Origin of the sequence: Paramagnetospirillum caucaseum (assembly GCF_000342045.1) — a bacterium.
GTDB classification, from domain to species: Bacteria; Pseudomonadota; Alphaproteobacteria; order Rhodospirillales; family Magnetospirillaceae; genus Phaeospirillum; species Phaeospirillum caucaseum.
In genome coordinates, this window is record NZ_AONQ01000107.1 from 1 (window position 1) to 9,591 (window position 9,591).

The following is a 9,591-nucleotide window of genomic DNA, read 5'->3' on the forward strand; positions in this document are numbered from 1 at the left end:
GTCATCGATCCCGGCCATGGCGGCGTCGACCCCGGCGCCACCGGCGTGTCCGGCACCTACGAGAAGCACATCACCCTGGCCATGGCGCGTGAGCTGAAGACCATGCTGGAGCGCAACGGGCGCTACCGCGTGCATCTGACGCGGGACCGCGATGTGTTCATCCGTCTGCGCGAACGCATCGCCATCGCGCGGGCCCAGGGCGCCGACCTGTTCCTCTCTCTGCATGCCGATGCGGTGCAGAATCCGCAGATCCGCGGGCTTTCGGTCTATACCCTGTCGCGCACCGCCTCGGATTCCGAGGCGCAGGCCCTGGCGGAAAAGGAAAACAAGGCCGACCTGATCGCCGGCATCGACCTCACCCACGAATCCGTCGACGTGGCCAACATCCTGATCGACCTCGCCCAGCGCGAGACCATGAACCGATCGGCGGGCTTCGCCGCCGAACTGGTGGACGAGGTGGGCCAGGAGATGGACCTGCTGGGCAACACCCACCGCTTCGCCGGCTTCGCCGTGTTGAAGGCCCCCGACGTGCCGGCGGTGCTGGTGGAGATGGGCTACCTTTCCAACGAGTCCGAGGAGAAGCTGCTGCGCCAGCCGCAGTACCGCGCCCGTCTGGCCAAGTCGGTGGTCAAGGCGGTGGAGCGCTTCTTCCCCCCCAATCTCAAGGCCAAGCGGCCGTAACGGTGATCGCCCGCCTCGGTTTCCTGCTGCTCCTCGCGGTCATGGCGCTTCCCGCCCGGGCCGAAACCAGGCCCGCCGTGCCCTGCCTGACCTGTCCCCGGCCGGTTCCGGCCTGCTGGATGGTGGTCTATCGCTGGACAGACTACAATCTGCGTTCGGGGCCGGGCAATCACATGGTCATCACCACCGGGGCGCCGCCCTCCACGCCGGAACTGGCCCAGGCCACCGACGACATCCGGCGCGGCATGCCCAAGGGCATGAGCGCCAAGGTGATCGGCACCAACCGCATCGACTGCCCCGAACCGATCAAGGCGGCGGCACGCAAGCCGTGAATGCTCTTCCTGCCCATATGACAGTGGACAGCCGTGCCCATCGCCTGCATCTTCCCCGGACTTGACGCCGGACGCCGCAAGGCGGTACCACCGGGCCAATCCATGAGGCATTGCCCATAATGTTCCGCTTCCTGCTTGGGCTGTTCAGCCTGTTCATCCTGCTGGCCATCGTGGGGGCCGGCGGAGTGCTGTTCGTCTTCTGGCATTATGGCCGGGGGCTGCCCGATTATCACCAGTTGGCCCATTACGAGCCGCCGATCACCACCCGCGTCTATGGCGGCGACGGCCGTCTGGTGGCCGAATACGCGGTGGAGAAGCGGGTGTTCGTGCCGCTGCCGGTGATCCCCCAGACGGTGAAGGACGCCTTCCTGTCGGCCGAGGACAAGAATTTCTATTCCCATGCCGGCATCGACCCGGTGGGCATCGCCCGCGCCATCGTCGTCAACGTCAAGAACCGGGGCAAGGGCGCCGACCGGCGGCCGGTGGGCGCCTCGACCATCACCCAGCAGGTGGCCAAGAACTTCCTGCTGACCAACGAGGTGTCCATCGAGCGCAAGGTCAAGGAAGCCATTCTGGCGCTGCGCATCGAGCGGACCTTCACCAAGGACCACATTCTCGAACTCTACCTCAACGAGATCTACCTGGGCGGCGGCGCCTACGGCGTGGCGGCGGCGGCGCTGAACTATTTCGACAAGGGCCTGGACGAGCTGTCGGTGGCCGAGGCCGCCTATCTCGCCGCCCTGCCCAAGGCGCCCAACAACTATAACCCCCATCGCCATCCCCAGGCCGCCAAGGAGCGCCGGGACTGGGTGATCGGGCGCATGTTCGAGGACGGCAAGATCACCCAGGCCGAGTACCAGGCCTTCGTCGCCCTGCCGCTGGAGGTCCGCTCGCGCAAGGAGATGCAGGCCACCCAGGGCGCCGATTACTTCGCCGAGGACATCCGCCGCGAGATCATGGCCAAGCACGGCGGCGAGACCGCCCTGTACAAGGGCGGGCTGGTGGTGCGCGCCTCCATGGACGCCCGGCTGCAGGCGGTGGGCTCGAAGGTGCTGCGCCAGGGACTGGCCAATTACGACCGCCGCCACGGCTGGCGCGGCCCCGTCACCCGCATTCCCGCCGCCGCCGGCTGGGGGCCGCTGCTGGCCGCCGTGCCGCGTCCCGGCGGCGCCGACGAGGCGTGGCAGACCGCCGTGGTGCTGGCGCTGAACGATCACGAGGCCACCCTGGGGCTGGTGGGCGGCAAGGTCGGCCGGGTGCCGTTCTCCGAGATGAAGTGGGCGCGTCCCGCCCTGGAGAAGGCCCATATGGGGCCGTTCCCCCGCCGCCCCGCCGATGTGGTCGCCCTGGGCGACGTCATCTTGGTGGAACCGGCGGCCAAGGGCGAGGACGGCAAGCCGCTGCCCGCCAATTCCTTCAGCTTGCGCCAGATTCCCAAGGTCGAGGGCGCCCTGGTGGCCATCGACCCCCATACGGGGCGCGTGCTGGCCATGGTGGGCGGCTGGTCCTACGGCAAGAGCCAGTTCAACCGCGCCTCCCAGGCGCTGCGCCAGCCCGGTTCGTCGTTCAAGCCGTTCATCTATCTGGCGGCGCTGGAAAGCGGCTACACGCCCTCCTCCCTGGTGCTCGACGCCCCCATCGCCCTGCCCCAGGGGCCGGGCCTGCCGCTGTGGCGGCCCAAGAACTACAACGACGACTATCTCGGCCCCACCACGCTGCGCGTCGGCCTCGAGAAGTCGCGCAACCTGATGACCGTGCGTCTGGCCCAGGCCATCGGCATGGAGAAGGTGGCCGATTATTCGGGACGTTTCGGCATCTACGACAACCTGCCGCGCCAGTTGTCCATGGCGCTGGGCGCCGGCGAGACCACGCCGCTCAAGCTGACCGCCGCCTACGCCATGCTGGTCAACGGCGGCAAGAAGGTGCGGCCCACCCTGATCGACCGCATCCAGGACCGCAACGGCAAGACCCTGTTCAGCCACGACCTGCGGTTCTGCGACGGCTGTTCCGCCAACCGCTTCACCGGCCAGGACATGCCGGTGCTGCCCGATATCCGCGAGCAGATGGTCGATCCGGTTTCCGCCTATCAGATGGTCAGCATCATGGAAGGCGTGGTCCAGCGCGGCACCGGCACCTCGGTCAGGGCGGTGGGCAAGCCGCTGGCCGGCAAGACCGGCACCTCCAACGATTCCAACGACGTGTGGTTCGTCGGCTTCTCCCCCGACCTGGCGGTGGGGGTGTTCGTCGGCTTCGACGATCCCGCCACCCTGGGGGCCAAGGAAACCGGCGGCTCCATCGCGGCGCCCATCTTCCGCGACTTCATGGCGGAGGCGCTGAAGGATAAGCCGCCGACCCCGTTCCGCGTGCCGCCCGGCGTGCGCCTGGTCCGCGTCAACGCCGGCACCGGCAAGCCGGCCATGCCCGGCGACGCCAAGGCCATCTACGAGGCGTTCAAGGGCAGCGACCGCATGCCCGGCGACGAGGAAGACGTGCTGGAAGGCTCGGGCGGCATCGATGCCGGCTTCAGCTTCGCCCCCTTCCTGGGGGCGGAGGAGGGCGGAACCGCCGGCGTGCAGATCACCCCGCCGCCCGGCGCGGTTCCCGGCCCCGACGGCACCGTTCCCGCCGCGCCGCCGGCGCAGGCGCCGGTCAGTGGCCCGGCTCCGTCGGCGGGTGGGCTGTATTAGAACTTGAAGTGGACGAGGGCGGGCAAGATGCCCGCGCTCCAGACGACGTCACGCGGAGCGCGGCCGTCCCGGCCGCCTGTCGGCGTCGGTGCGCAGGCGCGGGTCAGCCCCGCGCGTCGCTCATCACCTTGACGATCTTGTCCTTGAGGGCCGGGGGCAGGACCGGCTTGGCCAGGAAGGCGTTGACGTCCAGTTCCTTGGCGCGGCCCACGGTGGTGGCGTCGGTGTGGGCGGTCAGCATGATCACCGGCAAATCACGGCCGAAGGGCAACGCCCGCAGCGACTTGACGAAGCCGAACCCGTCGACGGGACGCATCTGCACGTCGCAGACCACCACGTCGGGGCGTTCGCGCTCGACGGTTTCCAGGCCTGAATTGCCGTCATGGGCTTCGACCACCGTGCCGACACCCACCTGCTGCAGCATCTTTTTGACGATGGTCCGGACGAATTCCTGATCGTCGATGACCAGCACCTTCAGCGCGCCGAGATCCACCACAGCAGGCATCCGACTACTCTCCCCCAATAGCGATATTCTCACCGGTTCGTTGAGGCTAGCAGAAGCCGGTGAGAATGCCAAAGGTGATCAGGCTGCAGACGTCTTGGTCTTGGCGTTGCCGGCGGCGTCGCGGCCGGCGGAGAAGGCCTTCTGGTTGACCTCGACCATGGCGGGCTTCCTTTCGCGGAAGCGGCCGACGATCTGCTCTTCCAGTTCTTCCGCCGGGAAGGGCAGGTAATCGGCGATGGCGCCCAGCATGATGGTGTTGATCAGCCGCAGATCGCCCAGTTCGCGGGCGATGGCCCCGGCGTCGAAGTCGTAGACGGTGACGCCCGCCGCCCGCATCTGGGCCACCGGATCGTCCGGGTACTTGAACAGCCCGGCCGAGACCACCGGCGGCACCAGGCGGATGGTGTTGACCATGGCGACGCCGCCGGGGCGCAGCATGTCGGCCCAGCGGGAGCCCTCGGCCACCTCGAAGGCCACCAGGATGTCGGCGGTGCCCGGCGTGATCACCGGCGACCACACGCGCTTGCCGAAGCGGACGTGGCTGGTGACCACGCCGCCGCGCTGGGCCATGCCGGCCACTTCCGACTTCTTGCAGTCCAGGCCGCGGGCCATGGCCGCCTGGGACAGGATTTCGGCGGCGGTCATCACGCCCTGGCCGCCGGTGCCGCATACGAGGATATTGGTAATGACGTCGGTCATGGCTTCTTTCCTCACTCGGCCGCGGCGGCGCGCTTGGCCAGCACGATGGCGTTGGGGCCGCACGATTCGACGCACATGTGGCAGCCGGTGCACATGGCGGTGTCGATGGTGGTGAACTTCAGCTCGTTGACCTTGCCGTCGGGACGGACCTTGGTTTCCGAGCGCTTCACCGTGATGGCCGGACAGCCCACGTTGATGCAGTTGCCGCAGCCGGTGCAGTCGTCGTCCACCACCTTGTAGGGTTCGATCTTGGTGTAGAACTCGGACAGCACGCAGGGACGGTCGGTGATGATCACCGAGACCTCGGGAATGGCGGTCTCCTGCTTGATGGTCTTGAACACCACCGGCAGCACGTAGGGATCGATCTTCTTGATGCGCTCGGGCTTGACGCCCAGCGCCTCCACCAGCTTGACGAAATCGACGCGCGGCGTCTCGTCGCCCTTCAGTCCCTTGCCGGTGCCGGCGTGGTTCTGGCCGCCGGTCATGCCGGTGGTGCGGTTGTCGAGGATCAGGACGGTGACGTTGCCCCGGTTGTAGACGATGTCCAGCATCCCCTGCATGCCCATGTGCAGGAAGGTGGAATCGCCGATGACGGCGACCACGGACTTGTCCTTGGTCTCTTCCGAGCGGGCCTTGTCCATGCCGAGAGCGATGCCCATGGAGGCGCCCATGGAGATGGTGGTGTCCAGTGCGTTCCACGGATGGCCGGCGCCCAGGGTGTAGCAGCCGATATCGCCCGAAATCTGGACGTTCTTGCGCATGCGGGCCAGCGAGTAGTAGACGCCCATGTGGGGACAGGCGGCGCACATGGTCGGCGGGCGCGGGAAGGGCTCGAACTTGGGGTAGGTGGTGGTGGGCGGCAGCGGCTCGCCCAGGAAGGTCTTGATGGCCGGGATCAGCACGTTGGGGGTCAGCTCGCCCAGGCGGGGCAGCAGGTCCTTGCCGTGAATCTTCAGCAGACCGGCGGCCTTCAGCTCCTGCTCCATCAGCGGCTCTGTCTCCTCGACCACCACCAGATGCTCGACCTGGGCCGCCAGCTTCTCCACCAGGGCCACCGGCACCGGATAGGTGAAGCCCAGCTTGAGCACGGGGGCGTCGGGGAAGCTTTCACGCAGATGCATGTAGGCGGGGCCCGAGGTGACGAAGCCCACCCGCTTGTCGGAACCGTCGTCCAGGAAGTTCATGGGCGAGGCTTCGGCCAGCTTCTGCAGCTTGCCCTCGCGGGCGATCTGGGCGGGCAGCAGCCCCTTGGCGTTGGCCGGGGTCATCACCCAGCGGCGCGCGTCGGACTTGAAGCCGCCGATGTCGTGCTTGACCCTTTCCCCCACCTGCACCACCGCCTTGACGTGGCAGACGCGGGTGGTCAGGCGCAGGATGACGGGCGTGTTGTAGGCCTCCGACAGCTCGAAGGCGTACTTGGCCATCTCATAGGCTTCCTGGGAATCCGCCGGCTCCAGCACCGGAACGTGGGCGAAGCGGCCCCAGAAGCGCGAGTCCTGCTCGTTCTGGGAGGACGACATGCCCACGTCGTCGGCCACGGCGATCACCAGGCCGCCGATCACGCCGGCCACCGTCACGGTCATGAAGGCGTCCGAGGCGACGTTGAGGCCCACATGCTTCATGGCGCAGAACGAGCGGGCGCCCGACATGGAGCCGCCGATGGCCACTTCCATGGCCACCTTCTCGTTCACCGACCATTCGGCGTAGAGATCGGGATAGAGCGACAGGCTCTCCAGGATCTCGGTGGAGGGGGTGCCGGGATAGGCGGCGGCCACCTTGGCGCCGGCCTCCCACACGCCCCGGGCGATGGCGTCGTTACCCGACAACAAAAGCCGCGACTGCGGCTTGGCCTGAACGGCTGCGGACATGAACAAGCTCCTCACGCTCTCCGGTATCATCCGCCGGCGCGGGGGCTTTGCCTCTCTTTGCCGCGGAACGGGGCGGAGCCTAACACCGACGGGGCCTTCACCGGAAGAAGAATGCGCATCCAGGCTACGCCGATGCGTTACCATGCGATACTCATAATCAGATTGTGCGTATCAGTTCCAGCGTCCGTCGGTGGTCAGCCGTTCCAGGTGCTCGACGGCGATGGCGTGCACCGCCTTGGCGGCGATGGACAGCGGCCGGTCCGAGGCATGGGCCAGCGAGATGGTCCGCTCGATTTCCGGCGAGACGATGGGCACCGCGTCCAGGTTGGCGGCCTCGGCCCCGAAACGGGCATAGCGCTCTGACAGCACGGTGTAGCCGGCCCCGGCGGCGACCAGCGACTTGATCTGATCCAGCGCGTCGATCTCGATCACCACCCGGGGCTCGACCCCCAGGGGACGGGCGGCGCGCTCCACCTCGGCCCGCACCCCGTGGGGGCGGCCGGGCAGGATCAGCGGCAGGCTCAGCACCCGGGCCAGGTCCATGTCGTGGCGGCCCTGCAGCAGCCGGTCGCCCTTGGTGGCCACCAGGGCCAGGCGCTCGCGGGCGATGAAGCGGGTGGCAAGCCCGGGGGGGTGCTCCGAGCCGAACACCAGCGCCATGTCAACCGAACCCGACAGCACCCATTCCAGCATATGGCCCGACAGCCCCTCCACCACCCGGAGATGGATCGAGGGATGGCGGCGGCGCACCGCCAGCGCCAGGGGCACGGTCAGCACCGGCCCCAGCGAGGTGGGAATGCCGATCACCGCCGGGCCGGCGGGAGCGGCCTCCAGCCCCCTGATCTCGTCCTTCAACGTCGCCATGCGCTCGACCAGCACCCCGGCGCGGACCGCCAGGCGCAGGCCGCTCTCGGTGGGCACCACGCCGCGCGCCGTACGGTGGACCAGCGGGCAGCCGAATTCCTCCTCCAGCCGTTTCAGGTGCAGGCTGAGCGCCGGCTGGGCGACGCGCAACGCCTCGGCCGCCTTGCTCAGCGAGCCGTGTTCGACGATGCCCAGGAAATAGCGGAGCTGGCGGATATCCATGAGGTATAATGATCCGTTATGACCACCATAGAAAAGATATTTTTCCAATGATGGCTCGGATGGGGCATGGTGCCTCCAGTGCCATTCATCATCATGTGGGAGACGCATTGTGCAGCAGTTCAAGTGGGACGATCCCTTCCTCCTCGAAGACCAGCTCAGCGAAGACGAGAAGCTGATCCGCGATTCGGCGCATGCCTATTGCCAGGAAAAGCTCCAGCCCCGGGTGATGAAGGCGTTCCGCGACGAGACCTTCGACCGCGAGATCATGAACGAGATGGGCGAGATGGGCCTGCTCGGCCCGACCATCCCCGAGGAATTCGGCGGCCCCGGCGTCAACCACGTGGCCTACGGCCTGATCTCCCGCGAAGTGGAGCGGGTGGATTCCGGCTACCGTTCGGCCATGAGCGTGCAGTCGTCGCTGGTGATGCATCCCATCTTCACCTACGGCACCGAAGAGCAGAAGAAGAAGTACCTGCCCAAGCTGGCCACCGGCGAGATCATCGGCTGCTTCGGCCTGACCGAGCCCGACGCCGGGTCCGATCCGGGCGGCATGCGCACCCGCGCCAAGAAGGTGGACGGCGGCTACCTGCTGACCGGCTCCAAGATGTGGATCACCAACTCCCCCATCTCGGACATCGCCATCGTGTGGGCCAAGTCCGACGCCCATGAGGGCAAGATCAAGGGCTTCATCGTCGAGAAGGGCACCAAGGGCTTCACCACGCCGAAGATCGAGGGCAAGCTTTCCTTGCGCGCCTCCATCACCGGCGAGATCGTGCTCGACGAGGCCTTCGTCCCCGATGAGGCGCTGATGCCCAACGTTTCCGGCCTGGGCGGCCCGTTCGGCTGCCTGAACAAGGCCCGCTACGGCATCGCCTGGGGCGTCATCGGCGCCGCCGAGTTCTGCTGGCATGCCTCGCGCCAGTACATGCTGGACCGCAAGCAGTTCGGCCGCCCGCTGGCCGCCAACCAGATCCCCCAGCTCAAGCTGGCCAATATGATGACCGAGATCACGCTCGGCCTGCAGGCCTGCGTGCGCGTCGGCCGCATGATGGACGAGGGCACCTGGGCGCCGGAAGCTGTGTCGCTGATCAAGCGCAACAATTGCGGCAAGGCGCTCGACATCGCCCGCATGTCCCGCGACATGCACGGCGGCAACGGCATCTCGGAAGAGTTCCACGTCATCCGCCACATGGTGAACCTGGAGACCGTCAACACCTATGAAGGTGCCCATGACGTGCATGCCCTGATCCTGGGCCGCGCCATGACCGGCATCCAGGCGTTCTCCTGAGCCTTTGAGCCAAGGCCAAGTCCCGGAAGGGACTTGGCTAGGCCCAAGGGGCCGCGCGGCTTATGCCGCGGGAGCCAAGGGCGCACAGCGCCCGCCCGGCGCCTGAGGGACAACGATTTAAGGGATTGAAAGACAAATGAAAGTCCTGGTCGCGATCAAGCGGGTGATCGACTACAACGTGAAGATTCGGGTGAAGTCGGATGGTTCCGGCGTCGAGACGCAGAACGTCAAGTTCTCCATGAATCCGTTCGACGAGATCGCGGTGGAGGAGGCGGTCCGCCTCAAGGAAGCGGGCAAGGCCACCGAGGTGGTGGTGGTGTCGGTGGGCCCGGCGGCGGCGGGCGAGACGCTGCGCACGGCGCTGGCCATGGGGGCCGACCGCGGCATCCTGGTTTCCAGCGACGACGAGGTCCAGCCGCTGGGCGTCGCCAAGGTCCTGAAGGCG

9 protein-coding genes are annotated in these 9,591 nt (G+C 67.3%); 5 read left to right on the forward strand and 4 right to left on the reverse strand.

Annotated elements, in window-relative coordinates; translation table 11 throughout:
- From H261_RS21585 to H261_RS21595, 3 genes are all read left to right on the forward strand, one after another.
- The coding region (locus H261_RS21585) for an N-acetylmuramoyl-L-alanine amidase family protein (RefSeq protein WP_008621935.1) at positions 1-681 on the forward strand (681 nt) is incomplete at its 5' end.
- 2 nt (positions 682-683) lie between these two features.
- On the forward strand, positions 684-1,013 hold the full coding sequence (locus H261_RS21590; RefSeq protein WP_008621938.1) for a hypothetical protein: 330 nt from the start codon (positions 684-686) through the stop codon (positions 1,011-1,013).
- Positions 1,014-1,132: 119 nt separating this feature from the next.
- Positions 1,133-3,700, forward strand: a complete 2,568-nt coding sequence (locus tag H261_RS21595; RefSeq protein ID WP_008621940.1) for a penicillin-binding protein 1A — start codon at positions 1,133-1,135, stop codon at positions 3,698-3,700.
- A gap of 103 nt (positions 3,701-3,803) precedes the next feature.
- Here H261_RS21595 and H261_RS21600 read toward each other — a convergent pair whose 3' ends face one another.
- From H261_RS21600 to H261_RS21615, 4 genes are all read right to left on the reverse strand, one after another.
- Positions 3,804-4,205, reverse strand: coding sequence for a response regulator (locus H261_RS21600; protein ID WP_040477161.1), 402 nt, complete (start codon positions 4,203-4,205; stop codon positions 3,804-3,806).
- 78 nt (positions 4,206-4,283) lie between these two features.
- On the reverse strand, positions 4,284-4,904 hold the full coding sequence (locus H261_RS21605; protein WP_008621945.1) for an indolepyruvate oxidoreductase subunit beta: 621 nt from the start codon (positions 4,902-4,904) through the stop codon (positions 4,284-4,286).
- 11 nt (positions 4,905-4,915) lie between these two features.
- Positions 4,916-6,772 (reverse strand): thiamine pyrophosphate-dependent enzyme, encoded by a 1,857-nt coding sequence (locus tag H261_RS21610; RefSeq protein ID WP_008621947.1) that lies wholly within the window; start codon positions 6,770-6,772, stop codon positions 4,916-4,918.
- Positions 6,773-6,943: 171 nt separating this feature from the next.
- A complete protein-coding gene (locus H261_RS21615; RefSeq protein ID WP_008621954.1) occupies positions 6,944-7,858 on the reverse strand; it encodes a LysR family transcriptional regulator in 915 nt (304 codons plus the stop codon).
- Positions 7,859-7,967: 109 nt separating this feature from the next.
- Between H261_RS21615 and H261_RS21620 the strand changes: the two genes are divergently transcribed.
- Positions 7,968-9,146 carry an acyl-CoA dehydrogenase gene (locus H261_RS21620; RefSeq protein WP_008621955.1) on the forward strand — a complete coding sequence of 393 codons (1,179 nt, stop codon included), beginning with the start codon at positions 7,968-7,970 and terminating at the stop codon, positions 9,144-9,146.
- 136 nt (positions 9,147-9,282) lie between these two features.
- Positions 9,283-9,591: electron transfer flavoprotein subunit beta/FixA family protein (locus tag H261_RS21625; protein ID WP_008621769.1), on the forward strand; the 309-nt coding region annotated here is incomplete at its 3' end.

Coding starts and splice junctions, on each gene's coding strand:
- H261_RS21595 (WP_008621940.1), top strand. CDS start 1,133: ATGTTCCGCTTCCTGCTTGGGCTGTTCAGCCTGTTCATCCTGCTGGCC.
- H261_RS21600 (WP_040477161.1), bottom strand. CDS start 4,205: ATGCCTGCTGTGGTGGATCTCGGCGCGCTGAAGGTGCTGGTCATCGAC.
- H261_RS21605 (WP_008621945.1), bottom strand. CDS start 4,904: ATGACCGACGTCATTACCAATATCCTCGTATGCGGCACCGGCGGCCAG.
- H261_RS21610 (WP_008621947.1), bottom strand. CDS start 6,772: ATGTCCGCAGCCGTTCAGGCCAAGCCGCAGTCGCGGCTTTTGTTGTCG.
- H261_RS21615 (WP_008621954.1), bottom strand. CDS start 7,858: ATGGATATCCGCCAGCTCCGCTATTTCCTGGGCATCGTCGAACACGGC.